The organism is Paenibacillus barengoltzii NBRC 101215 (assembly GCF_004000745.1).
GTDB classification, from domain to species: domain Bacteria; phylum Bacillota; class Bacilli; order Paenibacillales; family Paenibacillaceae; genus Fontibacillus; species Fontibacillus barengoltzii.
Genome location: NZ_BILV01000030.1, coordinates 13,948 through 39,551 on the forward strand (window position 1 = coordinate 13,948; position 25,604 = coordinate 39,551).

Sequence of the window (25,604 nt, forward strand, 5' to 3'; positions counted from 1 at the left end):
GTTTTTTTATCCCAACGGTCAAAGCGCGAGTTCTTCCTCGGCATGTCCCGCTGATAACTGGTCAAGCAAGAGATGTTTCAATTCCATAAAATCCGGAGACGTCATATCCTCCGTTTTACGCGGGCGCTCCATCGTGACCGTAATTTTCGTTTTGACCCGGCCCGGCCGCGACGAGAAGACATAAATATCGTCCGACAAGTAAATCGCTTCATCGATGTCATGGGTGACGAACAGCACCGTTTTTCCAAAGTCGGTCCAAATTTGCAACAGCCAATTTTGCATCGTAAGCCGGGTCTGGGCATCCAGCGCGCCAAACGGCTCGTCCAGCAAGATGATGTCGCGATCGTAAAGCAGCGTTCTCAGCAGCGCAGCCCGTTGTCGCATGCCTCCCGACAATTCCTTGGGATAATGCTTGTCAAAGCCTTTGAGTCCATACTTCTCCATCAGGGGCAACGCTCGATCCACCGCTTCCTTTCTAGGGACGCCGCGAATTTCCATCCCCAGAATGATGTTGTCCAGAATCGTCCGCCACGGCAGCAGCATATCCTTTTGCAGCATGTAACCAACATATCCCGTCTTTCCCACGATGTTCTCCCCGTCCGCAAGCACCTCTCCGGTAGAGGGGGGAATGAGTCCGGCAATGATGTTGAACAAGGTCGACTTGCCGCAGCCGCTTGGGCCAATGATGCTGACGAACCTTCCCGCTTCAATCTTCAGGCTCGTTTCTTGCATGGCCGGGATATCTCGGCCGTTCCGGCGAAACCATTTACTGACTCCGTTAATCTCGATTTTGGGCTGCATGCTCCAACGCCTCCACTCCTTGAAATTTTCGTGTGTAGATATAAAAAAATCGCCAGTTAAAACCCATAGCGCCCCCTAACAAATAGCGCTGCGAGTCCAAACTGACGATTAGCCGGCTCTTTCGATTAGCGAAGTTCCGACAACTCCTTCAGATAATCCTCCACGTCGCGATCCAAGACAACGATCGTACCGGAAAATTCGGTCTCTGCATCGTAATCTTTGAGTATGGCGACGATATTCAGTTGAAATTGACGTTCGAGGGCTGCCTTAATCTCCCGCTTGAACACTTGAAATAACAAGTAATCCAGCTGCCTTGTGGACTGAGGATAAGCCTCATCCAATAGCTTTAAGACCGGCACTCGCCCGTTCAAAGAAATAATCACAATTTTGTTGCCGACGAAATCGACCTTTTGCTGTTTTACACCCACGTTAAAGATTTGCTTATTGATCGCGTTGTAAATCCTCAAAATGTCCTGCTTCCATTCGCCAGCAGTCAAGTTGGCCATACCTCACACCCTCCTTCATGTCAGGTATTCTATCATAACTCTGGGGTGTGATTAATGAAACTCTCATTCTTGTGATTTATTATAGGCGTTTAAAAGGGATTGTCAATACGTTTACGTCAAAAAAAATAACATCCATCCACTTGGATGTGATGTTATTTTACATGAAGGCTATATTTAAATGTATGGCATAGGATGAAATGTGTCAAATTACCCGGTGAGCAAAGCCAACCTGTCAATTTGCTGGTACAACCGCTCCGCTTCGTCTGCCAAGCTGGGTTGATTCAGCCGAATTGACATCGCAAGCAGCCGGTCAGCTTTCTGCTTGAGCTGCTTAATCTCCATCATGACCGCTTCTTGATCCATCCCCGGAAAACGTTTCACGAGCGTTACTCCTTTCACCACATTTTCAAAAAACATCCATATCCCCTTTCTCCAATTTACTCCAATTTGCAGTAGTGGCCATTTCACAGAGTTTTGAAATAGGGGGTATTTTTTCGCAAACTTGATCTGAATCAAGTAGAAAGAAGAAGCTCGATGCTAACATAGGAGACAAGGATCAGGAGTCCCGGCGATCAAGCCGGAGTATTCCAGCCAAAGGATCCGGTCCACCAGGCCGGAATAAGGAGGATATCAGGAAAATGGAAAAATTATCAATAGCTCAACTTCAGGACTTCCAAGCGGATAAATTCACCAAACGGATAGCCTACAAAAAAGGGGAAAGCGTCGTGTTTGTGCTAAACTTTATGCCGGGCCAAGAGCTGCCAACCCACACCCATCCGAATACAGACGTGTTTATTCTCGCCTTGCAAGGTCACGGGACGATTACGGTGGATGGAGCAACCTCTCCGCTCAATCAAGGTGAAGTCCTGCATTTGGAAGGAGCGGAAGCCTTCTCCTACCGGAATGACGGAACCAAGCCCGCCAGCTTGTACGTTTTCTTAACCAAAGTTCCTGCACCAGAGTACGCACAGAACATTTAAGATACGAATTCTAATCGCAAAAAAACAGACCGAAGGCTGAATCTCCCCTCCGCCCCGGTCTGTTTTTTATTACTTCTTGATCAAGTCTCCCAGCGAAACGGCAGTTCCCTTGGAGACATTGCCAGAAGCATCAACGGCTTGGAATTGGACCGTATAGTTTTTGGGATTGTTTACGTTCGGCAACACCGCGGTCTGGACACCGCGCGCCACCTCCAATGTATTGCCGATTAGCTTCTTGTTTTTGAGCAAACGAATCTGCACCTTCACAGCATCCACATCGTACGGACCGTCCCAAGTTAACCGAATCTGTCCATTTTCTCGAACCGCACGTACATGCTCAACCTCTCCTGGAGGAGTGTGGTCCCGAGGCGGCTCAGGTGTAACAGGCGGTGCCGTAAATACGTCCGGGTCACCAAACGTAAATTTATCCAGGTTAAACAACCAATCCGATCCCTTAAAGAGCAGGAACACGATATGCTTGCCGCGAACCGAAGCCGTGAGTTCCGCCGAGAACACCTTAAACTCCTGCCAGCCGCCGGTCCCTGTGACCTGCACCTCCGCAATTACAGGGCCGCTTGGGCTGTCCAGCCGCACCTCAATCGTCCCACCGGCGGTATCGCTCGCCGCATTGACATGGAATTGCCCCGCTGCGCCGCCTTCGCCAAAATCAATGTAGTTGTACATGGCATAAGGCTGGTTCGGGCCGTACATTCCAGCGAGATACGTCTGTCCTCCGCCCTGCTCTGTGCCAAACCCTGAGCCAAGGGTATAACTCTCCGCTTCGATTTTGCCGTAAGCGTCTTGAGCCCGGCCTTTGACGGTCGTGAAGCTGAACCAGTCGAGATTACATGGATAATCGCTGCCGTCTGTGCCACGGAACACCAGATAGACGTCATGGATGCCCCTCGCAGCCGAATCATCGATCGTGGACATTACGTCGATCCACGTTGACCAATCGCCTGCCGCCGGAATCTCAAGGGCGGCGATGGTCGGCCCGTTCAAGCTGTCCAGCTTCACCTCGATCGTTCCTCCGCGGTTTCCACTTGCCACATGCGCCGTGATCCCGGCCGCACCGCTGCCGAAATCGATGCCTTCATACCGAACGTACGCGCCGTTCGTGATCCCCTCCAGGAAGCCGTATTCGCTGTTTCGGCTCACCCCGTTTCCGTCATCGAAATCGCCGGCCTTCCGCTTCGCATAGGCATCGGTTTTCGTCGGATCGGTCTCCGTAAACCGGAACCAGTTCAAATTAAACAGATAATCATCATTTGCTTTGACAAAAGTGAGATAGACATCATGCTTGCCAGTCACGGCCACCGGCTGACCTTGTTCATCCTTGAGCACGGCCACCGCATCGATAAACTGGTTCCAGCTGCCTGTGCCCTCAACCCGAACGGTACCGATTTTAGGTCCGTTCTCCTTATCCAGCCGGATTTCGATGCTTCCGCCAGACGTGGCGCTGGCAGCCCTAGCAATGAAGCCAACGGCTCCCTTCGACCCGAAGTCGACATTTTTGTAGACAGCGGTATGTCCGTGCTGGATCCCGCCCAGCTGCAACGTGCCTTCTGCACTGCCCTCGAGCACGAAGCCTTGGCCGATGTTGTATTTTTCCGCCTCGATCCGTTGATTGGCCGGCTTCACCGGATATACCGGAACTGTCACCGGCTTTGGCTGCACGACCGTCACAGCCTGAACGGCGCTGGAGGCTGACCAGGACTCATAGGTGCCGGACAACAGCTGTCCGATCCAGTTGCCGTCGACGAGCCCCTCTGCGTTCCGATGGCTCCAGGCCATCGCCGCATTAAAAGCGAGCCAATCGTCGAACTTCCGCTCGAACTCCCGATGCGCCTTGGACTTACTGCCGTCCACTGCTTTTTGCAGGTAAGCCAAATTGCGCAGCAAAATCGTTTTGCCGCCCTTCAGATCTCCATGCGGTCCCTCGTAACCGAGCAGTCCGTTCGGTTCTGTCTGATGAGCCATCGTAAATTGGGCAGCCTTGATCGCATCCTCCAGATACACCTTGTCGCCTGTTACACGATGCAGTCCGACAGCTGCGCCAATAAACGTTCCTTGATTATAATGCGTTGCATCCGGTACAGGTCCTTGGTCCATCTCGATCCGGTCGAATACCTTGCCGTTTCCGTCCGTCAGCATCGTTTTGCCCCATCGATATATCCGGGTTGCCGCCTCCAAATAGTGCGGGTCATCCGTGATTTCATACAGGAACACTGCCGCTTCGGCCGCCGGGAAGTTGATACAAGCATTTTTCGTGACATGCTCGCTGTTCAACCACCAGATGCCGCCGCCAGCAAACTCATCATCCCATTGGGTGTCGTAGACGAAATCGAAGTAATACTTCGCTTTATTCAGATACCGGACTTCCCCGGTGATTTGATACGCTCTGGCACTGGCCATCGCCCACCACATAATGTCATCGTTAAACGGATTGTTCGTCCAATCCTCGCCATACTTCAGGACCGCTCCATCGAAAATATCGTCGATCTGGGCCCGCAGCTGCGCCTTTAACTCCCGATCCGATGTACGAAGGTAAGCGTCCATGACCATTTCCCACAGCTCGGCTTCCACCCAGAAGCCCTGGTAGTTAGAGCCGCGATTGGAGTCGGCCCAGAACAATTTAGCCTGCGGATCCCAGAACTTGGCGTTAAATGCCCGGATCGCCGCATCCGCATCCTTGGAAGTCCAACTGGCCGCGTGGGCCTCCGAAGCGTTTGCTCCGGTAAGCAGCGAAATCGAGAGTGCCATCGTTAACGTGAGTGCAAGTAATTTCGATAACGTTCCATTCCCCGGATTCCGTTTCACGGCAAAACCTCCATTTTCGGAATGTTTTCTTACCCGAAAGCTAGCGCATGGCAATTTCCAAACCACATAAACTGAGCACAAATTCGACAAACATGGCATTAGACCAAGAGAACCATTCCCGCGTATACTCCGATGGATTATCCTTGTGGAACCCTTCATGTACCAAATTCGTTCCCGCATCGGTCCGCTCGAACATATCCAGAATCTCCAGCTTTTCCGCTTCTTCCAGCGCAGTGATCCCTTGAATGGATAAGGCGATGTGCCAAATGTAGTCCGGCGGCGTGTGCGGGCTGCCGATGCCTTTAGCATACGTTCCTTCATAGTAATAGGGGTTGCGGCGGCTCAGAATCATCCGACGCGTGTTGAGATAGATCGGATCGTCTTTGCTGCAGTAATCGAGATAAGGCAGCGACAGCAGGCTCGGCACGTTGGCATCATCCATCAGATTCACGCCGCCCAGGCCGTCTACCTCGTACGCATACACCTTCCCAAACTCCGCATCCTCAATAATGGCGTATTTTTCGATCCCTTGCCGAATGTCGTCCCGCAGCGCACGCACCTCACCCGCGAAAGCGTCATCCCCGTAAAACTTCTCATTGATCTCCAACAAATACCCCAGCACCACAATGGCAAAAAGGTTTGACGGAACGAGATACCCGTATTTGCAGGCATCGTCACTCGGGCGGAAGCCCGACCAGGTCATCCCCGTGTAGCCAACCGGTCCTGGAAGCCGATCGGTTTCCCCGCTGTTTTCCCGGACGAACGTGTATGTTGACAGTTCCTCATGCCGCTGCTCGGTCCGCCACGTTTGCAGAATCAGTTCCGCCGCTTGCTTAAATTCCGGCGTGAAGTGGCGAGTTTCTCCGGTATTTTTCCAATAAAGGTAGGCGAGCTGCAGGGGATAACATAACGAATCCACCTCATATTTCCGTTCCCAAATCCATCCGGACATCTCGGTCAAATCTGTCTGATGACCGCGGAAATTCTCAAATTCGTTAAACGCGTTAGCATAGGGATCGCGCAGGATCGATTGGTATTGCGTTCTCAGCACGCCCTCGATAATCTCGCGCAAGCCAGCATCCTGCGCCGCCGGGATGAGATACGGCCGAAGCTGATTCACGGAATCGCGCAGCCACATGGCCGGGATATCGCCGGTCAGCATAAACACCGTGCCGTCATCGTGGCGATGGATGGTGGTCTCCAGCGTATTTTCATAACACCGTTTGAACATCTCGACGATTTTCGGGCGATGCTTCATTTTGGTCTCCACCAAGGCAATAATGTCGGATTGAGTTAGTTGCTCAGTCATGGTTAATCTCCTCCGTGTTGTCTCGTAGTCGTTGTGCTTGTGATGCAGGTTGTGCTCGTTGTGCTCGTTATGGTCACATACGTTCGCTTTCGGTGGTTCGGTTGTACATGTTCCTCACTTGCGCGCCTCCAGCCGGGCCGCCGCTTCCAGCAGCATCAATCCGCTCAACTGGACGCTGAGCTGAACCGGCAAGGTCGGCTGCTCCTTCCAGGAAGGGGCGCAGAGCATCGGGCTCTCAAATAGCCCGCTGGATCGAAGTGTCTCCGCATTGGCAAAAATAACCTCCCGCACGTGCGGACACGCTGGATCGACCTCCAGAAGTCGGTCGAGATAGCGAATGAGGATCCCTTTGAATAACCCGGTATCGTCGATGCCTTCCTCCGGAAGCAACCAAGTGCCGGGCTCGCACAGCTCCTCGAAGCAGGCGGCCGCAGTACGCCGGGCATCCTCTAGGTAGGCTGATTCGCCGGTATAGAAGTATAATTCAACTCCCGCGCCAATGAAGACGCCTTGGCAATACGTGAATCGCCAGTCTTTATCAATCGCACCGTCCCCCGTACGGTTCATGCCATCCCAAACAAAGCCCGTTGCGGGGTCAACCAGATTGGCTTTATTCCAATCGTAAATTCGTTTCGCCCAAGCGAGATCTTCGAGCCGACCGAATATGCCATAAAGCCGGGCAGCAAGAATTGCTGCGGGGGCGTTGGCCGGGGTGTTTTTGTAATCCAACTGATCCTTCTTCCATGCCATCCCGCCGCCGCAATACTCATTCCAAGCCGTTTGGATGTCCGCCCATAACTCTTGAACCTTCTCCTCATAGCACGCCTCACCGGTCGCCCGGTAAGCCCGCAGCAGGGCCAGTGCCGTCCATTCCATGTCGTCATAATAATTGTGCGTGAACGTCCCGCCGTTATAACGCTCCAGACTGCGGCAGAACTGACGCATCCGATCCGGCAGCGCCGGGTCGCCGGTCCGCTCATAGGCGTCCACCAGCACATCGAGGACATGGGCTTGCCACCAGTAGTAGAAATTTTCGCCGACCCGTCCCGCCGAACGCGGATACCACTGGTCCAGGATGCCGGTCTGCTCATTCCCGTAACAGGCGAACAGATCGCGGTGCATGCGTTCCGCCAGTTGGGCCCAACCTAGCTCACAGCGGTCCATCACGGCGTCTCCCCTTGGGGGGCAGCCTCCGAAGTTTGCCTTGGGGCTGATTGATCCTGAGCCGCCTTCGGCTTAAGCGCTGCTGCCGCCTCCATCAGCATCACGCCGCTCAGCTGCGAGCTGAGGGATACGGCTATATCTGGCTTAGGAGCCTGGCTCCAATCCGTGCCAAACCGCGGTTGCTGCGGATCGGCGGCCAGGTGGCTCCAGGTACGTTCCGCCTGAAGGGCGACGTACTCGGCAACCTCAGGATGGTCTGGAGCCGCTTGTGCCAACTGCACCAAGTAGCGGATCAGGATGCCTTTGAACAGTCCGGCATCGCCATCCCCTTCCTCCGGCAGTAGACCGGTCTTTCTGGAGGTGAACTCCTGGAGGACGACGCGGAACGTGCGAAGCGCCGCCTCCAAGTAAGCCGCATCACCGCTTACCCGGTACATCTCCACCGAAGCTCCAATAAAGACGCCCTGGCAATACGTAAACCGCCAATCCTTATCGATGGTGCCATCCCCGGTACGGTTCATCCCATCCCACACCAGGCCGGTGACCGGGTCGATCAGGTTCGCCGCCTGCCACTCGTAGATCCGTTGTGCCCAAGCCCAATCGTTTGGATCGCCAAACGCTTGGTACAACCGGGCTGCCAGAATCACGGCGGGAGCATTGGCTGGGGTGTTTTTATAGTCGAGCTGTGATTTCTGCCAAGCGATCCCGCCGCCCATGTGCTCGTTCCAGCCGGTTTGAATGTCCTGCCACAGCAGTTGGACGGCCTCCTTGTAACGCGGTTCACCTGTGGTCTGATAGGCGCGCAGCCAAGCGAGCGCCATCCACTCCATATCGTCGTACAGCTCATTGGGCCAAGCGCCTCCGTTACGCTGAAGCAGACCATCATACAGCTGCTCCAGCCGCTGAACATACCGCCGCTCCCCTGTGCGCCGCAGTCCGTCAACTAGTACATCCACCGCATGCGCCATCCACCAATAATGGAAAATCTCATTGCAGGTTCCATTTTCGCAGGGCGTTTGAATATTGTACATCCGAATTTTTTCGTTCCAGAATAATGCATCCAATGCCGTCTGAGCCAGGTCGGCCCGTTGCTGCCGGATTTCCGTCTCTTTCATGGTCGTCGTCATATGAGCTCTCCCCTCTGTCCTATCCCTTGATTCCACTAAACGCGATCCCCTGAATAAAATACCGCTGCAGCAGCAGGAACAGCACCAGGATCGGCAGAATGGCCACCAGCGCCCCCGCCATCATCGGCCCATAATCCGTCTGATAGTTGTACGAAAAAGCCTGCAGCCCCATCTGAATCGTCGCCTTCGCCGGATCGTTCAGGACGATCATCGGCCAGAGGAAGCCGTTCCAACCGGCCTGGAACGTAAAGATTCCGAGCGTCGCCAGCGCCGGCTTGGTCAGCGGCAAGTAAATGCGCCAGAAGATTTTGAATTCGCCGCAGCCTTCGATCCGCGCCATCTCCATCATGTCATTGGGCAGGGTCAGAAAGAACTGCCGCATGAAAAAGACCGCAAACGTCCCGGAAGCCCCCGGCAAAATAATGCCCCAAAACGAGTTCATCAGCCCGTACCCTCCGCTGCCGAACAGGTCATTGCCGCCTGCCAGCGGGATATGGCGCAGCACGTAGACGCTGGGGATCATTGTCACGATCCCCGGCACCATCATGGAGACCAGCAGAATGCGAAAGAATGGCTGGTTCATCCGGAATTTCAGCTTGGCAAACGCATAACCGCTCAGCGAACCGAAGAACAAGTTACATAACACCCCGGCCGCCGCAAGAATAAAGGAATTCCAGAAATAAAGACCAAAAGGCACGGTCGTAAACGCGTTGTAATAATGCTCGAATGTCAGGTTCGTCGTAAACCATTTAATCGGCAAAGTGAACATGTCTTCATCATGTTTAAATGAGGTCAGCACGCTCCAATAAAAGGGCAAAAACATGATGACCGCAATGATACCGCCAACCGTATAAAACAACACATTCGCGATTCGGTTCTGCGTGGATACACCGATTTGCGGACCTCGTGTACGGACGCCTGGTTTTATCGTCTCTGGATTTGTCATACGATCGGCTCCTCCGCTTTGGTGATTTTCATGCTGATGATGGAAAATACGAGAATCGCCATCGCCAGCACAAACGCCTGCGCTGAGGCATACCCCATCTGCAATTGGTTAAAGCCCTGCTGATAGATCAGGTAGACCGGAGTTTTCGTGACGTTCGCCGGTCCGCCCTGCGTCAAGACAAACGCCTGGTCGAACAACTGCAAGGCGCCGATGATGGACATGACGCTGACGAGGAACGTCGTCGGACGAAGCTGCGGCCAAGTGATGTAGCGGAAGCAAGCGAACCGCGACGCCCCGTCCAGCCGGGCGGATTCGTACAGATAGTCCGGCACGCCTTGAAGGCCGGCTAAATAGATGATCATATTGGAGCCAACCGACTGCCAAAGCGTCATGACGATGATCGATAACATCGCTGTCTCCGTCTGCGACACCCAGGCCGGGCCGGTGATGCCAAAATAAGCAAGCAGCCCGTTGATCAACCCGTATTCGGGATGCAGCATCCAGATCCATACCGTGGCCGCGGCGACGGCCGAGGTCAAGGTCGGCAGGTAGTAAAACGTGCGGAACAGCTTGACCCCGCGTATCTTTTTGTTCAGCAGCATCGCAAACAGCAAGGAAATCAATAAGTTCAGCGGTACAAAAACAATCGCATAATAGAACACGTTGATGAAAGTCTGCCAAAGCAGCGCATCGTCGATCAGGCGGCGGTAATTGTCCAATCCTACCCAATCGTTGCTGCTCAGCACGTCATAGTTGGTGAAGCTGAGGTACAGGGCCATCACGACGGGGATGACCATGAATACGGCAAATAGCAGCATGGTTGGTGTTATGAACAGATAGGCCATTCGAGCCTGATGCCGTCCAAGCTTATTGATGGATGCCATTCTTCGCTCCCCTTTCAGAGGCCGATTTTTACTTCACGACAGCATTTTCCTCTAGCAGTTTGTCGCCTTGCTCTTGGGCTTTTTTCAGCGTATCGTCGATCGATTGCTTGTTCTGGAGCAGCAGTTGAAGGTTCGGAATAAGCGCGTTCTCTTCCATGACAGAATATCCCGGATGGGTCGGCCGCGTTTTGGCAAATTCCAACGTCTCCGTAAACGGCTTCCACAATGGATCTTCAGTAAAGAATGCATCCTCCAGCGCCGGTTTAAAGCCCGGCATGTTCAAGCTCGTTTTTGCCCACAGCAAGGCGTTGTCCTTGTTCGCTGTCCACCATTTGATGAACTCCCACGCCTCATCCGGATGCTTGGAGCCTTGCGGGATGACAAGCCCGAAGCCGCCCATCACGCTGCCTTTGTCCCCATTCGGACCGGCTGGCGGCGGTACGATGCCGTAATCCAGATCCTTACCATATTTGTTGTACGTGCTCATCATCCAAGGTCCGGTGTACAGCATCGCTACTTTCCCTGTAACAAACGCGTCGGTACCTTCGCCAAGCCCTTGTTCGAAGCCGACTTTATAGACTTTGTCCTCGTTCAGCAAGCGCTGCCAAAACTCCAGAACTTGTTTGCCCTTCTCGTTGTTGAAGTTGGTTTTGCCGTCTTCGCTGAGCATTTGCCCGCCGGCTTGCTGTAAATACATGTTAAACAACCCCGGATCGGCCATGGAGAACCCTGCAGTTTCAAGCTTGCTGCCATTCCATTTCGTCAGCGTCTTGGCCGCTTGCTCCAATTCATCCCACGTCGTTGGTGCCTCCAGCCCTGCATCCGCAAACATCTTCTTGTTGTAGAACAACGCGCGGGCATCTACCGTTAACGGCAGGCCGTACAGTTTCCCGTTATTGGTCAGCTCCTTCAAGGACTCCTCGTAAAAATCTTCCTTGTTCACTCCATCGCGCTCCATATAGTCGTCGATGGGACGAAGCACGTTTTTTGGAGCGTACAATGAGGTTCTCCAGCGGTCCCAGAACAAAATATCCGGCGAACCGCCGCTCGTCGCAGCCGTGAGGAATTTCGTGACCATATCCTGCTGAAGCACGTATTTGACTTCGATCTTGTCTTGCGACTTGTTGAAGGCGTCAACCATCGTCTCGAACTGCTTCTGCCCTTCGCCGCCCCAGTCGCCCCAGAACGTCAGCTTCACTTTCTCGGTTTTGCTGCTTCCGGTGTCACCACCGCCGCCGCTGTTCCCTGCGCCGCCGTTACTTGCGCTGCCGCCGTTACCAGCACTTCCGCCGTTACCTCCCCCTCCGCAAGCAGCCAGCATCGCACCGAACAGAACGGTCACCAGCATTACCATCATCCACTTTTTCATTTGTAAACCTCCCCTTTTCATTTCGAATAACATAGCAATTAAAGCGTTTTCAATAAGGATAGTATATTGGTATCATATCATTATGTCAATAAGGAAAAATATCGATGTTAGTTGGTATATAAAGATATGCCAAATGACCCCCTTCAACATTTGGAGAGTACAAAAATGGCTTTCCTGTAGAAATGTCATTAATGGGGAAGGGCCTTGATCGAGAAAGTCCGTAATTAAAAAGGTCCGTAAACGGAAGACAACATCCTGCCTTAAATGACCGCACCACCAAAAGTGGCGCCTAAATGTAAAAGTACAGTTGATTTTAGAGAAAGCGTCGCTTTGGGACCCTTCAACTGTAAAAGTACAGTTAAAATCCGCCTAATTCTCCCTTTTCCACTAAATCACCTTAAACTAACTGCACTTTTATATTCCAAGGCCGGTAAAAACGAAAAAATGCCGAAGTTGAACTGCACTTTTGCAGTTGAGCTTCGGCATGTATGAGTTGAGGCGGGGCAACTTGAATCCACCGTAGGGTATTTGCGATCCACCCAGCGGGTAAGCCTTCTAGCACTTCGCCTAGGGGGGTGTCCTTATGCTACTGTAGTTCCCCCAGAGGGGGTGACACTAACACTACTGCTTGCGTCCCCACCCAGAGGGTGAGCCTAACACTACTCGCGCTCCACCTTGGAAGTGCGCCTTAAGCTACTAGGCCCCCCCCTAGGAGGTAAGCCTTAAGCTACTAGGCTCCACCCTAGGAGGTAAGCCTTACGCTACTCACCCAGGGAGCAAGCCCTGCGCTACTTACGCTCCCACTCCTCCCTTGCGGGTCCGGTGGACTCCCCGGGGACGAGCACGGCGGGCAGCTTGATTTTGTTGGCTGCCGGGCGGTTCTCCATCAGGGCCAGCACGTTTTCCACAGCCAGCTTGCCCATATCTTCTTCGCTCTGCCGCATATGGGTGAAGGCGTAGCCCTCCCCAATGCGGAACTGCGGACTGTCGAAGCAGATGATCGACACGTCCTCAGGAATGCGCAGGCCGAGCCGGGTCACTGCGGCTTTCGCCAGCAGCGCGATGTTGTACTCGATGGCGAAGAAGGCCGTAATCGAAGGATGGGCCTCGAGATGGCGCATAATTTTTTGAATATCCCGTTCAATGTTGTCATCGTAAAAAGAGTCCGGCAACGTCGACGTCAAATCGCTGATCCAGAGCTCCCGCTCAACAGCGATCCCGCGGCCGGCATGCGCCTGCACGAACCCTTCGATCCGTTCCTCGACGGCCGACGTATCGATCGGCGGCGGGGATAACAGCGAAATGCGGGCGTGCCCGAGGTCAAACAGGTGCTCCGTCGCTTCCTGCGCCGCTTTCACATTGTCGGTAATAATAGAAGCTGCCGCTACGCCCTTCAGCTCCCGGTCGATCAGTACCAGCGGGAAGCGTTCGATCACCAGCTTGAGAATCTCCGCGTTGAAATACTCCCCCTGTGCCGGAAAGACGATCAATCCGTCGACGCCAAGCTGCAGCAGCTTGCGGATCGTTGCTTCCTCGTTCTCCTGAACTCCAAACGTCCGCTTCAGAACGAGAAAACAATCCTGCTCCCGCGCAGCATCCTCCATCCCATAGATCAACCGCGTGCCGTAGCTGCCGGCAAAATCCGTCAGTACCACGCCGATCAGCTTCCCGGCAGCCTCCCTGTCCGTTCTGTTCCCGCTATAGATTCCGTCCATTCGGCCTTGTACCTGTTCTTCCGCGCCTGCGCCCTCAGCTTCGGGGTCCGTCACGAACGAGCCGCGTCCCGGCTTCCGCACGATAATTCCCTCGGCAGCCAGCATTTCTAAAGCTCGCTTGCTCGTAATCCGGCTGACTTGATATTCCTCAGCCAGCTCCTTCTCCGATGGAATCCGGTCTCCCGGTTTATAGCTCTGATCCAGAATTTTCTGTTTGACATCATCAAAAATCTTCTCGTACATCGGCTTTGACGAGGTGGTTTCACTCATGACGTTCCTCCCACGTTCCCTCACACAAGGACATGATATATATTATAATATATCATGATATATAGCTAATGTCGAACTATGTTTGAAAAAGTTTGCCGCCGCCCCTCCGCCCAAGCTTCAGCTAAGAGCGAGCCAAGGCCTCCAAGCCCAGCGCGAGAGCGCCGCAAAGCCCAGCTCGATTTCCTAATCCCGGCGGGACAATATACTCATCCATCTCGTCCAAAATGGCTGGTGCGTTCACATATCCGGCCAGGTTCTTCTGAACTTCTTTGCGGATTAACGGGAACAGCTGCGATTGCTGCATGACGCCGCCGCCCATGATGATCTTCTGCGGCGAGAGCATGAGGATGGACCCGGTCACCGCCTGCGCTAAATAATAGGCTTCGATCGCCCAGGCAGGATGGTCCGGTGTCAGCTCTTGCCCTTTGACCTTCCAGCGCGCTTCAAGACTAGGCCCCGCAGCCATACCTTCCAGACAGTCCCCATGATATGGACATAGACCGGGGAAATCGTCCTCCGGATGCCGCCGCGGCAGAACATGTCCGCCTTCCGGATGAATCAGTCCATGGACAAGCTTGCCTTCGGTCAGGACTCCAACACCGATCCCGGTCCCCACCGTATAATACACACAGCTGTCCAAGCCCTGAGCAGCCCCCCATTTTACCTCACCCAACGCGGCAGCGTTTACGTCCGTATCCCAACCATAGGGAACATCAAAAGCCGCTTTTAACTTGCCAAGCACATCATATCCGTTCCACCCCGGCTTCGGCGTTGTCGTGACATGCCCGTAAGTGGCGCTGTGTGGATTCAAATCCAGCGGACCAAACGAGCCGACGCCAATCGCTTCAACATGTTTATCGCGAAAATAAGCAATCACCCGTTCTAACGTTGGCTCCGGCAGCTCGGTTGGGAAGCTGACCTCGTCCTCGATGGCTCCGTGCTCATTTCCGACACCGCAAACAAACTTCGTTCCTCCGGCCTCAATCGCTCCGATACGCATCAAATCTCCTCCTTTGTTATGATCGGAATATGCTATAATCATAGAAATTCATTCACTAAACAGCTGTATTCTTGGAATCATTTTATCGGTGAAGGAGCATGATCATGTTACCTTTCCTTCAATACAAATCCATGCACAGCTCTCCTGCAGCACCCAGGAAGTATCTGTCCCGTACAAATCGGAAAATCGGCTTATGTACTCTGACCGTTCTGCTGCTAATCACCTGCGTGAATGGGGCCGGCGCAAAGCCTACCGCTGCGGCATCCCAACCAACCAAGCCTACCGATTCGTCGTCGGTTCCCTTCCAAACTGCGAACAACACCAAAAATGCGGAAGTCACCAAGAAGTATCAACTCCCGAAGGGGAAAGGCTTCGTGTACCTCGACGAAGTGATTCCAAATGCCGTATACGATCTCCGCTATTATACCGGCGATAACTTTATCGGGGAGCGAATTGACGGGTACAACGGCCCGTTTGCTATTCTAACCCTGCGGGCAGCCCGCGCTTTAAAAAAAGTCAACGACGACTTAGAAAGCCAGGGCTACCGTCTGAAAATCATCGATGCCTATCGGCCGCAGAAGGCAGTGAACCACTTCGCCCGTTGGTCCAAGGACCCGCAGGATACCAGGATGAAGGAACGTTTCTATCCCGACGTAGATAAGAAAAACCTATTTAAGCAAGGCTACTTGTCCTCCAAATCCGGCCATTCCCGCGGCAGCACCGTGGACCTGACCATGGTCTACAAAAAGACTGGCGAAGAGGTGGATATGGGCAGCCGGGTTGATTTTCTGGGCCCGATTTCCGCGCATGGCGCGAAAGGGTTAACCAAAGCCCAGCGCGCAGCCCGCTATATTCTCAAGACCGCCATGGTGAAGCAAGGCTTCCAGCCCTATTCGAAAGAATGGTGGCACTATACGCTAAAAGATGAACCTTACCCCTCGACCTATTTTGATTTTGACGTGGAATAGACCTTAAGGCGTTTGGTTAGCCTACCACTTCAACCGGTAAATCCCCTTGTTCTCCAAGCCCCGGATCAACGGGGTCCACGCTTCGGATTCCGGGGTCGTAGCCAGCGCGTCCTCTACCATCTGCAGCTTGGCATCCAGCGCATCGATATGGTGGAGGGCAACCGCCTCCGGCGTTTGCGGCTGAACCGGGCTGCCCCATTCCCCCAAGTTGTGGTGGGACAACACCAAATGCTGGAGGGCAAGTACCTTCGGCGAATCCAGCGCGATGCCCAGGCGAATGGCCGCTTCGGTCACCCACTGCGACGCCATCGAAATATGTCCCAGCAGCTTGCCCGGTGTACTATACTCGGACACGATCCCGAGTTCAGCTACCATCTCCTCCGGCTTGGCGATATCGTGCAAAATGATCCCCGCCTTCAGCAGATCCGGGTTCAAGAACGCGCGCTGCGCGCATAGGAAATCGCCGATTTCCAACATCCGTACCATATGGTAGGCCAAGCCGCCGAAATACGCGTGATGATGTGTTTTGGCCGCAGGATAATGGGCCAGCTTCTCCTCCACCTTGCCGACACAAAAGCGGACGATCGCCTGAATATCCGGATCGGCAATATCGTGAATGACGGCCTGAATCGTATGAATCAGCGCTTCCGACGAAATTGGCGCAGAGCGGATAAAATCGGTAAGATTCACACCGTCTTCCGGCTTGGCCAATCGCATCTGGATGATTTTCACCTGCAGCTTCTCCCGGTAAGTTTGCACGACTCCCCGTACCTTGACCAGCCCCATTGGGAAAAATGTCTCCTTGTCCGTTGACGAGGCATCCCATAATTTTGCCGGGATTTCCCCGGTCGAATCACACAACACGATATCTAAATAATCTTTGGGCGGATTCGCGTTCGTCTGCTTGATCTCCAGCTCCTTCAGCAAATAAAAGCCAATGAATTCATCCTGGTTTCGTAATTGATTAATTTGCGTCACCCATAATTCCTCCAAACCCATGATAGACCCATTATACTATGGGACAGCCAAAACCTCAGCGCCTTTTCATGCTCGCCTAGCGTCCTTCTATAGATAAAAAAAGAACGCCTCCCCGTGAATCTCACGGAGCCAGCGTCCTTTTTCAATTCAACAAATTATCTTCCGGCGTTCTCCAGCGCGTCCTTGACGGCCTCAATCACTTGTGCCGATACGGCTTTTACGCCTTCGGTTTCACCAAACGCTGCCGGGCGATACCCGTATTTATGCAGGGAACCTGCGGCGGTTGGCGTCTCGATTTCTGCCTTGACGGCTTTCTCGTCAGCGGTTAATTGGTCTTCAGTCTTGATTTTGGCGTTCTCATCCAAATAGAAGACTTCCATTTTGAACGGAATGTTGTTTTGCACCGTCACCATCACGTATACGGATTTGTCCTTATTAATCCCGGCGAAAATCCCGTTGATATAAGCTGTTTTGTAAGTCTCGCTGATTTCCGCTTTCTTATAAGCATTTTCAACGGCTGCTTTCAGTGCGTTACTGCTGCTGGTAGCCCCAGTGACAGCATCCACTTGAGCTGCTTGCTCTCTCGTTCCGGCATACAACAGATCGCGGGTCAGGATCGGGATCGCTCTAACGACTTCAGCGTAAGCCGAAGCGCCGCGGTCCACCATGTTCACGCCTACACGATACAGCTTCAGGCCAACGATCACGCCATTGCGCAGCGTGACATCGGCACGGTTCGTTCCTTTGTCGTAAGCGTCACCGTAGGTCGTGTATGTTCCGTCTTTGTAGTTGCCTTGCGTTTTCGACGCGTTATTCAACAGGTCAGCGAACGCTGCTCTCGCCGCGAGGGACAAGTTTTCTTCCCCTACGATTGGCGTCATGTTCGCGCCTTTTTGCGTCAAGCCTTCGGTTAACTGAGCGACAACGGTTTGTTGCTCATCCGTCAGCTTATCGGAGGCGATCAATTTACCGTCTTCGCCAAACAGGAACACTTTTACGTTCGAAACTTGATCCGCCTTGATGTCCGCCAGAACCAGCATTCTCGACTGGTTATCCACACCGGCAAACGTTCCTTCAAAATATTTCGCTTTCCCCGGAACCTTCAACGCTTTCTCAAAAGCACGTTCTACAGCAAGGTTCCAGCTATGGCTGCTCTCGGTGGCGCCGGCAATCGCATCAACGTCATCCTTGTAGTTCTCGATGTACGAGCCGTTCGCGAGCAATTTTGCCGTCATCGGTGCATTCGCTTTGACTACTTCAGCATAGGCTGTGTCGCCGCGGTCGATCAGGTTGGAGCCCAATCTGTACAGCTTCACATCCACCAGCTTGCCGTTGCGGATGTAAATGTCCGCTCTCTCCACCCCTTTATCACGGGCAGAACCATAGGCGGAGTAGAAACCATCGATGTATTTCGAATCATTTTTGACTTTGGCATTTTGCTCCGCATCCCAATACGCTTTTACCGCGGCTTTGAAGTCAGCTTCCTGACCTTTTGCACCCACGGCACTGGTCCCTTTCGCCAGCAGTTCCGCTGCGATCGCTTTCACCAATTTCGCTTGTTCGCTGGTCATATTCGCTTCTTCGATGGCATTGCCGCTCGCGTCAAGCGGATACACTTTCACCGCTGTACGTTTCGTTGCGTCGAAGGTTACAAACACCATGTATTTGCCTTCCGGATCGACACCCATATGCTCGCCGGCAAAATAAGTGACATCCTTTGGCTTCTCCTTCAAGGCTCTTTGGAAGGCACGGTCAACGGACAGCTTCCAGCCCTCACTCGAACGGGTCGCTCCGGACACAATGTCCACTTTAGCAGCCTGCTCTTGCGTTTTGCCAAGCAGATCCGCTTTCATCGTTTCGTAAGCGTTCCAGAGACCGCTGTAGTTGTTGCGAACGTCTCGGTCGATCAGCTTAGGGCTGGTTCTGAGCAGCTCAACCGCAGCGATTTTTCCGTCCTTGATCGTGACTTTGGCCCCTTCGGTCCCTTTGGAATAAGCGTTGCCGTAGGCTACATATACGCCGTCAACATACTTACTTTCCGCAGGTTTGACAGACGGAGTTGTTGTTTTGGCCGGAGTTGTCTGTTTCGTTGTTGTCTTTGCAGGAGTTGTTGTCGTTTTTGTAGTTGTTTTCGTGGTTGTTTTGGTTGTCGTCGACTTACTTGGCGTTGTCGATTTGCTTGGCGTTGTCGTCTTGCTTGGTGTCGTTGTCTTACTTGGTGTTGTGGTTTTGCTAGGTGTTGATTCTTTGGCAGGCGTTTCCGATTCCGATGCAGCAGACACCACGTCAATGCTGGTCAGCTTGAAACCGGAGGTACCAACCATAAGCGACAATGACGATAACACCAACGTCGCGCTTACTGTAAGGCTAATCAGCTTTTTCAAATGCAATCCTCTCCCTTGTGATTTTCACCGAGTTACGTAATGTTACATAACCTGCTCGCCGTTCATGGCATGTTCGTTTTGAATTTCAACTGTGCTTAGATCACATCACAATCAAAGTGCTACTCTAAGCAATCGCGCCCCTCCCTCTTGCACGATGTCTATCCTTTGAACCGGACCGCCCATGAAATAATGTGAAGAAATTCACATAACCTGTGAAAAAAATTAGATGGAGCGGTTCCCATTAAATACTAGGTAATTTGACGCAAAAACGCTGTACACAAAATCACATAGCCTGAAAGATATGTCACTTTGTTTCGGCTAAACTGATAAAAATAGCCGCCGGGGGATTCCCGACGGCTGCCATACCGCAAGTGTTTGGAAGACGTTACTGCGTGTTGCCAATCGCCATCCACGTCATGATTCCGTAGTTGACGCTGGTGTCCTTCAGCTTGGATATCGTGATGGTTGCCGAGCCCGGCGTTTGCTCTTTCATCGAAGCATAGTACGCAGGGTGATTGGTCATCGCAACGACAACGTAATTCGATGAACCAAACGGCGATTCAAAGTTGATTGTCACCGCTGCCTCTTCCTCTTGAGGCTTCAACAGGAACGGAACCATGCCAAATTGCAGCTCCGCCGGCTGGCCTGCCAGCGACGTTACCGGAGCAAACCCAAGCTGCTTCACTCCAACGGAACCTGGCTGCAAGTGGCGAGTCCCCACCACCTCATCCGCTAAGTTGGCGCTGTTGACCGCATTTGCCGCCAAATGGACGTTTTCAACGGACGCTGGCAGCAAATGTTCGGCTCCAACCGCGCCTGCAGCCAAAGCCCCGGCATCCACAGCCCCCGATTGCAGATGTTCACGACCGATGGAAGAGGGCTGGATGTCTTCACCGCTAATCCCTTCCTCAGGCAGCAAACCATGTTGCTGAATTTCGGTGGACAGATGCCATATATTGACGGATTCGAGCGCGATATGGTGGGCATTTACCGACGCATCACTTAAATGCCGGGACTCCACGCTTTCCGCAGCCAGATTCACACTTTGCACGGCGTCCTCGGTCAGGTGATGGCTTTGGACGGACGCCTCCGCCAGTTGATCGCTCTGCACCGCACCTTTCTGCAGATGGCGTGCCCCGACAACGGCTTCGCCCAGATGGTGCTCCGACACAACCCCACCTGCTAAATGCTCGCCTTGCACTGCGCCATGAGCCAAGTGACGACTTTGAACCGTTCCTTCTGCCAAGTGTACGCTTTGCACCGCACCGGCTTGCAGATGATCGCTGCGCACCGCTTGCACGCCCAACGCACCAGGGCCAACCGCTCCGGGTTGCAAATGAGCGCTGGTAATCGACGACGGTTGCAGGTCCTTCCCGCCGATGCCTTCCGCAGGCAAGAGACCATGCCGCTGCAGCTCCGTCGATAAATGCGAGATATTTACAGCTTCAGGAGCAAGATGCCTGCTGTCGACCACAGCTTCTCCAAGGTGTCGAGACTCCACGCTGCCTTCAGCCAAATGCCCGCCTTGCACTGCGCCTTCAGCAAGGTTCCGGCTTTGGACGGCCCCATCTGCCAGATGATGGTTCAACACGGCACCTGCCTTCAGATGTCCGCTGCCCACCGACTGCTCGCCCAAGGCAATGGCATTCACCGCACCCGCTTGCAGATGTCGGCTCGTAATCGATGCGGCCTGTAAGTCCTCGCCGCTGATTCCCCCTGCCGGCAACAGCCCCTGTTGCTGCAGTTCGGCAGACAAGTGCCCGTAATTCACGGCTTCGGGAGCGAGATGCAAGCTTTCCACCACCGCTTCCCCAAGGTGTTGGGACTCCACGCTGCCTTCAGCCAAATGCTCGCTTTGCACCGCACCTGCAGTCAGGTTCCGGCTTTGCACCGACGCCTCTGCCAGATGGCGATTCAACACGGCGCCGCTCTGCAAGTGACCGCTGTTCACCGCCTGCTCACCGAGAGCTGTGGCATTCACCGCACCGGCTTGCAGATGACGGCTCGTAATTGCCCCGGCCTGCAAGTCATCCCCGTTAATCCCTTCGGGCGGCAGCAGACCTTGCAGTTGCAGCTCTGCGGATAAATGCTCGTAATTCACGGCTTCTAGGGCGAGATGAGCGCCTTCCACCACAGCCTCCCCAAGGTGCCGAGACTCCACGCTGCCCTCGGCTAAATGCTCGCCTTGCACCGCGCCTTCAGCCAAATGTTCACTTTGAACGGACGCCTCCGCCAGATGGCTGCTTTGCACCGCTCCCTCCTGCAGATGCGAGCTGCCAACCGCTTGCTCACCCAGCGCTTCGGAGCCCACCGCACCCGCCTGCAGATGCTGGCTGGTAATCGCTCCTGGCTGCAGTGCCTCCCCATCGATCCCGGCGACAGGCAGCAGCCCGCTTTGACGCAAGGCAGGGGTCATATGGGCAGCGCTGATCGATTCCGGAGCGATGTGGTAAGATCCAATCACCGAGATGCCGAGGTGGCGATCCGTTACACTGCCTTTGGCCAAATGCTCGCTTTGGATCGCCCCTTCAGCCAAATGCCGGCTGTGAACAGACGCTTCCGCCAGGTGACCGCTTTGCACCGCACCTTCCTGTAGGTGTGCGCTGCCAACCGCCTGCTCACCCAGCGCATCCGTATCCACCGCACCGGCTTGCAGGTGCAAGCTGGTGATGGATCCCGCCTGCAAATCCTTGCCGCGGATACCCGCCTCGGGAAGCAATCCGCTCTGCCGCAACTCGGCAGACAGATGACCGGCTTCGATGGCTTCGGCGGCAAGATGGCGGGAGCCCACGGCTGCGTCACTTATGTGGCGTCCCGACACACTGTTTTCTGCCAAATGCTTGCTCTGTACCACCCCAGCGGCCAAGTGAACTGTACCTACCGCGCCTGCGGACAGCGCCTCCGATCCGACGGCCCCGGGGGCTAGATGCCCGGCGTCCACGGCTTGCGCCGCCAGTTTTGGGCCGGTAACACTGCCGTTCGCCAGCTTCGCCGCCGTGACTGCCAGATCTCCCAACTTATCTGTGGTCACACTTTCCGGTGAGAGCTTCAGGCTGGTGACCGCATGATCCTGAAGATGCGGTGAGAAAATGACGCCAACCCCCAGGTGCTCTTCCCGAATCGCACCGGGTGCGATCTGACTGCGGGTGATGGAGCCTATTGCCAAATGCCGGGTCTGCACAATGCCCGATCCCAAATGGTCAGCTGTGATTTGCTGCGCACCGATGGCGGATTCCGTCACCGCGCCCGGAGCGATCACCCGGCTCGTCACACTGTCTTTTGCCAGTTTGTCAGCCGTTACGCTGCCGGATTGCAAGTGATTCGTCGCCACCGCTTCATCCGCCAGATGCTCCGAGGTCACCTCGGCGGATGCCAGCTTCTGCCGCGTGACCGCCGCATCGGCCAAATGCCATTCCTGCACCGCTTCCGAGCCCAGGTGATCGCTTTGCACCGCCCCTTCTGTCAGGTGCTGGCTCGTAACTGCTCCCCGAGCAAGCTGCTGCGATTGCACGGCCCCTTTGGCTAAGTGCCGGGTCAATACGGCTTCGTCCGCGATTTTTCCCGGCAACACACTTTGATCGGCGATCTTGGACGAAGTCACCGCCTGCTCGATGATATGGGAAGTGCCCACAGACTGGTCGGCCAGCTTCGTGGAGGGAATCGACTTATCGGCGAGATGCCGCGCCTCGATCACTTGGTCAGCGAGATGCTCCTGACCGATACTACCCGGCTGTACATGCTCGCTGCCCACCGCTCCTGACGCAAGATGGTGGGATTCAATCACCATTTCACCTAAATGAGCTGAAGTCACGCTCCCTTCCTGGAGCTGCTCCGCGCCGACACTCGACCAAGCCAGCAGTTCCCGATCGATCATCCCGGGAGCCAAATGCCGCGAAGTTATGCTGTGATCAGCCAGATGACGGCTCTCCACCGCCCCTTCCGCCAGCTTCTCCCCCGTTACGGAGTGGTCGCGCAGCTTCGACGTTGTCACAGCGGCCTCTCCCAGTTTAGAGGTGTCGACTGCTCCGTTCGCCAAATGCTGCGCATTTACAGCACCGCTGCGGATTTTATCTCCCGTAACAGATTGGTCCTGCAAAAGTTCGGACGTTACGATCCATTCCGCCAGATGCCGGCTCTCCACTGCCCCTTCGGCCAGCTTCTCTCCGGTGATCACCCGATCCGCCAGCTTCTCTGGGGTGATGCTGCCATCAACCAGCTTCTCCCCGCTGATCGAGTGATCCCGGATCGCTCGGCCTTCGATCGAACCATCCACCAGATGGCTGCCGTTCACAGAAGAAGGAGCGATTTTCGAAGAAGTGACCGCCCGATCCGCCAGCTTAATGGTCTCCACGGCATAATCGGCGATCCAAGCGGTATCAATCGTTCCTCGCATGATCCGTGATGCATCGATCGTATACGGCGCAATTTTCTCCCCAGTAACAGCCTCATCGATGATATCGTCGGTATAAATAATCCCTTGCTCTTGATGCGGGGCTGCTTTTTCACTGAGCAGTTCCTGCAGCGCCTGGTTCCCGCTATCGCTGCTTCCATGTTCCGTAACTGCCGCAGACCCTGCCGCAGACTCTATCGCAGCTGATGCTGGCGTGTTCGCCTCTTTCTCTTGTTCCGGCAGCGCGGGCAGTACGGGAGCTGGGCTTTCATGAAGCTCAACCTTCTTGTCTCGGGATCGCAACGATGCCTTTCGTTCCTCAAGCAGCTTAAGCTCGTTGATATTCGGGTTATCTACGTAATAGAGCGATTTCTTTGATCTGCTTGATTTTGATGATTTATGTCTCTTCAAGAGCCGCCCTCTCCTTTGCCAAAATAGTAATCTTTGGTATCATATGCGGGGGTTTAGGCTCTTGTCACAGCTTTTCGGCCTGATGCCGCCGCATGCCGCCTCCTGAAAAAGATGAAATGGTTTCCTCGTTTTCTACCGTTTTTAGCAGAACGTCCGCACGTTACAATATCCTTACGCGACAAACCTCGGAACGCACGTCGAAACACGCCGAAGTTCGCTGAAGTTCACGGAACATCCCTTAAGCCTAAGTCCTGGAGGCAACTAGACATGAAAACCGATCTCGCCATAAACACCGCTCAAAAAGCATCCGTCAACCTCACCCCGGCTGCCGCAGGCACGTCGAATGAGCCTGACGCCAGCGCCCGATCGACGGATAGTCCCGCGACTGCACCCAATCTCGGGTATCGCCGCTCGTTTGCAATTATTTTGACCAGCGTTGTGCTGTTAAGCTTCGGCGGGAAGCTCTATGAAATCATCCTGCCGCTGATGATGTATGACATCACTCATTCCTCTGTGGCGATGAGCAGTATGAAAACCGCAGAGCTGTTGCCCAACTTCTTCTTCGCCATCTTCATCGGCGTCTTGGTTGACCGCGTCAACAAAAAGCGCTGGGTCCTCTGGATGATCGGACTGCAAGCGATTTTGCTGCTTGCCTTTGCCGTCTTATTCCGCAGCGGGATCCATCTGATGCCGGTCTATTACGCCATCGGCTTCCTGTTGATGACGCTGAACTATGGATATTTTAATGCCGAGGTCAGCCTGATCAAACTGAGTGTCCCGGCTCGGGAACTGACAAGCGCCAATGCCAAGCTGAGCTTCGCCGAAACGTTTGTTGGCATTATGGGGCCGGCGTTGTCTGGTCTGATCCTGATGTTATCCGACATTTCTGATGGCTTGCTTATCACGTCGTTCTGTTACCTGATATGTATGGGGTTATTTACTAGACTAAAATTGGCGGAGCAAAAAGAAACCCCGCGGCAATCCCGATTCACCGCGGAGTTTCTGGAAGGCTGGCGCGCTTTTTGCGCGAACAAGCCGCTTGTCTTGATGACCGTGTTCGTCGTCTTTCTAAACTGTACGCACACCGTGATTAGTACGACATCGATCTACTATGCCAAGGATGATTTGGGGTTATCGTCGTCCCTGCTGGCCGTAGTACTCTCGGCGTCAGGGGCCGGAGGTCTTGCCGGAAGCTTGCTGCTCAGCCGGTTAAGACAATCCTGGGGGCTGGGCAAAGTGTTTGCTGCATCCATCTTGCTGAATGTTATCGCTTATCTCCTTCTATTTATCACCGAAGGCCTCGTGATGTTCGCCGTTGCTCTTTTCTTATCCGGATTTGCCGCAACCCTGTACAGCGTGTCGGTGTACGCCTTCCGCCAAGAGCAGACGCCGGCCCCGCTGATGGGACGGATCGCCGGAATTACCGGGACCTGCTTCCGGATCGGCATGCCTATCGCCGTCTACGCCTCTGGCTGGGTTATCGCCTGGTGGGGTACAAGCGTTATCTTTATCGCCTGCGCGATATGGAATCTGACCGTCCTGGTCTTTTATGTGCGAACCCGGTTGTGGAACGTTCAGTAGA

At 54.1% G+C, this 25,604-nt stretch carries 18 protein-coding genes; 3 read left to right on the plus strand and 15 right to left on the minus strand.

Annotated features, from left to right (window positions below; all coding sequences use genetic code 11):
* Positions 1-18: 18 nt before the first annotated feature.
* The 3 genes from PBA01S_RS10220 to PBA01S_RS22765 all read right to left on the minus strand — a co-directional run bounded on the left by PBA01S_RS10220 (position 19) and on the right by PBA01S_RS22765 (position 1,688).
* The gene (locus tag PBA01S_RS10220) at positions 19-801 is read right to left on the minus strand and encodes an ABC transporter ATP-binding protein (protein WP_016311240.1); all 783 of its coding nucleotides are present in this window, start codon (positions 799-801) and stop codon (positions 19-21) included.
* A 125-nt stretch (positions 802-926) separates the two neighbouring features.
* Complete coding sequence (locus PBA01S_RS10225) at positions 927-1,307, minus strand: Na-translocating system protein MpsC family protein (RefSeq protein WP_016311239.1); 381 nt, start codon at positions 1,305-1,307, stop codon at positions 927-929.
* A 207-nt stretch (positions 1,308-1,514) separates the two neighbouring features.
* Positions 1,515-1,688: a hypothetical protein gene (locus PBA01S_RS22765; RefSeq protein WP_157268794.1), complete on the minus strand. Its 174-nt coding sequence runs from the start codon at positions 1,686-1,688 to the stop codon at positions 1,515-1,517.
* 257 nt (positions 1,689-1,945) lie between these two features.
* Between PBA01S_RS22765 and PBA01S_RS10230 the strand changes: the two genes are divergently transcribed.
* Positions 1,946-2,287 carry a cupin domain-containing protein gene (locus PBA01S_RS10230; protein WP_016311237.1) on the plus strand — a complete coding sequence of 114 codons (342 nt, stop codon included), beginning with the start codon at positions 1,946-1,948 and terminating at the stop codon, positions 2,285-2,287.
* Between the two features lie 69 nt (positions 2,288-2,356).
* Here the strand turns inward: PBA01S_RS10230 and PBA01S_RS10235 are convergent, their stop codons facing one another.
* The 9 genes from PBA01S_RS10235 to PBA01S_RS10270 form a co-directional block, all read right to left on the minus strand.
* A complete protein-coding gene (locus PBA01S_RS10235; protein ID WP_255315332.1) occupies positions 2,357-5,107 on the minus strand; it encodes a carbohydrate-binding protein in 2,751 nt (916 codons plus the stop codon).
* A gap of 40 nt (positions 5,108-5,147) precedes the next feature.
* Positions 5,148-6,416 carry a glycoside hydrolase family 125 protein gene (locus PBA01S_RS10240; RefSeq protein ID WP_028538891.1) on the minus strand — a complete coding sequence of 423 codons (1,269 nt, stop codon included), beginning with the start codon at positions 6,414-6,416 and terminating at the stop codon, positions 5,148-5,150.
* 114 nt (positions 6,417-6,530) lie between these two features.
* Entirely contained in the window at positions 6,531-7,580 is a 1,050-nt protein-coding gene (locus PBA01S_RS23115) for a glycoside hydrolase family 76 protein (RefSeq protein WP_255315333.1), read from the minus strand.
* The gene (locus tag PBA01S_RS23120; RefSeq protein ID WP_051416929.1) at positions 7,580-8,707 is read right to left on the minus strand and encodes a glycoside hydrolase family 76 protein; all 1,128 of its coding nucleotides are present in this window, start codon (positions 8,705-8,707) and stop codon (positions 7,580-7,582) included. Before PBA01S_RS23120 ends, PBA01S_RS23115 begins: the two co-directional genes overlap by 1 nt.
* A gap of 19 nt (positions 8,708-8,726) precedes the next feature.
* Positions 8,727-9,653: a carbohydrate ABC transporter permease gene (locus PBA01S_RS10250; protein WP_016311232.1), complete on the minus strand. Its 927-nt coding sequence runs from the start codon at positions 9,651-9,653 to the stop codon at positions 8,727-8,729.
* Positions 9,650-10,537 (minus strand): carbohydrate ABC transporter permease, encoded by an 888-nt coding sequence (locus tag PBA01S_RS10255; RefSeq protein WP_016311231.1) that lies wholly within the window; start codon positions 10,535-10,537, stop codon positions 9,650-9,652. Before PBA01S_RS10255 ends, PBA01S_RS10250 begins: the two co-directional genes overlap by 4 nt.
* A 28-nt stretch (positions 10,538-10,565) precedes the next feature.
* The gene (locus tag PBA01S_RS10260; RefSeq protein WP_028538895.1) at positions 10,566-11,906 is read right to left on the minus strand and encodes an ABC transporter substrate-binding protein; all 1,341 of its coding nucleotides are present in this window, start codon (positions 11,904-11,906) and stop codon (positions 10,566-10,568) included.
* A 788-nt stretch (positions 11,907-12,694) separates the two neighbouring features.
* Entirely contained in the window at positions 12,695-13,891 is a 1,197-nt protein-coding gene (locus tag PBA01S_RS10265; protein WP_127575925.1) for a GntR family transcriptional regulator, read from the minus strand.
* 121 nt (positions 13,892-14,012) lie between these two features.
* Positions 14,013-14,891 carry an ROK family protein gene (locus PBA01S_RS10270; RefSeq protein ID WP_085278068.1) on the minus strand — a complete coding sequence of 293 codons (879 nt, stop codon included), beginning with the start codon at positions 14,889-14,891 and terminating at the stop codon, positions 14,013-14,015.
* A gap of 104 nt (positions 14,892-14,995) precedes the next feature.
* Here PBA01S_RS10270 and PBA01S_RS10275 point away from each other — a divergent pair, with 104 nt between their 5' ends.
* Complete coding sequence (locus PBA01S_RS10275; protein WP_164744139.1) at positions 14,996-15,859, plus strand: M15 family metallopeptidase; 864 nt, start codon at positions 14,996-14,998, stop codon at positions 15,857-15,859.
* Between the two features lie 21 nt (positions 15,860-15,880).
* Here PBA01S_RS10275 and PBA01S_RS10280 read toward each other — a convergent pair whose 3' ends face one another.
* The 3 genes from PBA01S_RS10280 to PBA01S_RS10290 all read right to left on the minus strand — a co-directional run bounded on the left by PBA01S_RS10280 (position 15,881) and on the right by PBA01S_RS10290 (position 24,022).
* Complete coding sequence (locus tag PBA01S_RS10280) at positions 15,881-16,837, minus strand: 3'-5' exoribonuclease YhaM family protein (protein WP_028538897.1); 957 nt, start codon at positions 16,835-16,837, stop codon at positions 15,881-15,883.
* Positions 16,838-16,992: 155 nt separating this feature from the next.
* Complete coding sequence (locus PBA01S_RS10285; RefSeq protein ID WP_255315334.1) at positions 16,993-19,221, minus strand: FMN-binding protein; 2,229 nt, start codon at positions 19,219-19,221, stop codon at positions 16,993-16,995.
* Between the two features lie 385 nt (positions 19,222-19,606).
* Positions 19,607-24,022, minus strand: a complete 4,416-nt coding sequence (locus tag PBA01S_RS10290; RefSeq protein WP_127575928.1) for a WIAG-tail domain — start codon at positions 24,020-24,022, stop codon at positions 19,607-19,609.
* A gap of 267 nt (positions 24,023-24,289) precedes the next feature.
* Between PBA01S_RS10290 and PBA01S_RS10295 the strand changes: the two genes are divergently transcribed.
* The gene (locus PBA01S_RS10295; RefSeq protein WP_164744140.1) at positions 24,290-25,603 is read left to right on the plus strand and encodes an MFS transporter; all 1,314 of its coding nucleotides are present in this window, start codon (positions 24,290-24,292) and stop codon (positions 25,601-25,603) included.
* Position 25,604: the final 1 nt, after the last annotated feature.

Coding starts and splice junctions, on each gene's coding strand:
- PBA01S_RS10220 (WP_016311240.1), bottom strand. CDS start 801: ATGCAGCCCAAAATCGAGATTAACGGAGTCAGTAAATGGTTTCGCCGG.
- PBA01S_RS10225 (WP_016311239.1), bottom strand. CDS start 1,307: ATGGCCAACTTGACTGCTGGCGAATGGAAGCAGGACATTTTGAGGATT.
- PBA01S_RS10230 (WP_016311237.1), top strand. CDS start 1,946: ATGGAAAAATTATCAATAGCTCAACTTCAGGACTTCCAAGCGGATAAA.
- PBA01S_RS10240 (WP_028538891.1), bottom strand. CDS start 6,416: ATGACTGAGCAACTAACTCAATCCGACATTATTGCCTTGGTGGAGACC.
- PBA01S_RS23115 (WP_255315333.1), bottom strand. CDS start 7,580: ATGGACCGCTGTGAGCTAGGTTGGGCCCAACTGGCGGAACGCATGCAC.
- PBA01S_RS23120 (WP_051416929.1), bottom strand. CDS start 8,707: ATGACGACGACCATGAAAGAGACGGAAATCCGGCAGCAACGGGCCGAC.
- PBA01S_RS10250 (WP_016311232.1), bottom strand. CDS start 9,653: ATGACAAATCCAGAGACGATAAAACCAGGCGTCCGTACACGAGGTCCG.
- PBA01S_RS10255 (WP_016311231.1), bottom strand. CDS start 10,537: ATGGCATCCATCAATAAGCTTGGACGGCATCAGGCTCGAATGGCCTAT.
- PBA01S_RS10260 (WP_028538895.1), bottom strand. CDS start 11,906: ATGAAAAAGTGGATGATGGTAATGCTGGTGACCGTTCTGTTCGGTGCG.
- PBA01S_RS10265 (WP_127575925.1), bottom strand. CDS start 13,891: ATGAGTGAAACCACCTCGTCAAAGCCGATGTACGAGAAGATTTTTGAT.
- PBA01S_RS10270 (WP_085278068.1), bottom strand. CDS start 14,891: ATGCGTATCGGAGCGATTGAGGCCGGAGGAACGAAGTTTGTTTGCGGT.
- PBA01S_RS10275 (WP_164744139.1), top strand. CDS start 14,996: ATGTTACCTTTCCTTCAATACAAATCCATGCACAGCTCTCCTGCAGCA.
- PBA01S_RS10295 (WP_164744140.1), top strand. CDS start 24,290: ATGAAAACCGATCTCGCCATAAACACCGCTCAAAAAGCATCCGTCAAC.